Origin of the sequence: Fictibacillus arsenicus (assembly GCF_001999465.1) — a bacterium.
GTDB classification, from domain to species: domain Bacteria; phylum Bacillota; class Bacilli; order Bacillales; family Fictibacillaceae; genus Fictibacillus; species Fictibacillus arsenicus.
On record NZ_MQMF01000060.1, the window covers coordinates 1 to 823 of the forward strand.

General features: G+C 67.9%; 1 protein-coding gene. It reads left to right on the forward strand.

What is annotated here, in order from left to right:
- Positions 1 to 41 precede the first annotated feature (41 nt).
- A partial coding sequence (locus tag UN64_RS21800) for an inositol-3-phosphate synthase (protein ID WP_077365981.1) occupies positions 42 to 823 on the forward strand: 782 nt, incomplete at its 3' end.

Genomic DNA, 823 nt, shown 5'->3' on the forward strand with positions numbered 1-823 from the left:
GCCCGCACCCGTTCCGGACAGTCGAGGAGACGAACCAGACCGTGGCCACCAACCCCATCCGCGTCGCCATCGCCGGCGTGGGCAACTGCGCAACATCCCTCATCCAGGGTGTGGAGTACTACCGCGAGGCGAAGGCCACGGACACGGTCCCGGGCCTGATGCACGTGCAGTTCGGCGACTACCACGTGTCCGACCTCGAGTTCGTGGCCGCGTTCGACGTGGACGCGAAGAAGGTCGGCCTGGACCTGTCCGAGGCCATCACCGCCTCCGAGAACAACACCATCAAGATCGCGGACGTGCCCCACGCGGACGTCACCGTCCAGCGCGGCCCCACCCTGGACGGCCTCGGCAAGTACTACGCCGAGACCATCGAGGAGTCGGACGCCGAGCCCGTGGACGTGGCGCAGGCCCTCCGCGACGCGAAGGTGGACGTGCTGGTCTGCTACCTGCCCGTCGGCTCGCAGCTGGCCACCGAGCACTACGCCCAGGCCGCGATCGACGCCGGCGTCGCGTTCGTGAACGCCCTGCCCGTGTTCATCGCCGGCACCCCGGAGTGGGCCGAGAAGTTCACCGCCGCGGGCGTGCCGATCGTGGGCGACGACATCAAGTCCCAGATCGGCGCCACCATCACCCACCGCGTGATGGCCAAGCTGTTCGAGGACCGCGGCGTCACCCTGGACCGCACCTACCAGCTCAACGTGGGCGGCAACATGGACTTCAAGAACATGCTCGAGCGCGAGCGCCTGGAGTCCAAGAAGATCTCCAAGACGCGGGCCGTCACCTCCAACACCTCCGCGCAGCTGGGCGAGAAGGACGTGCACAT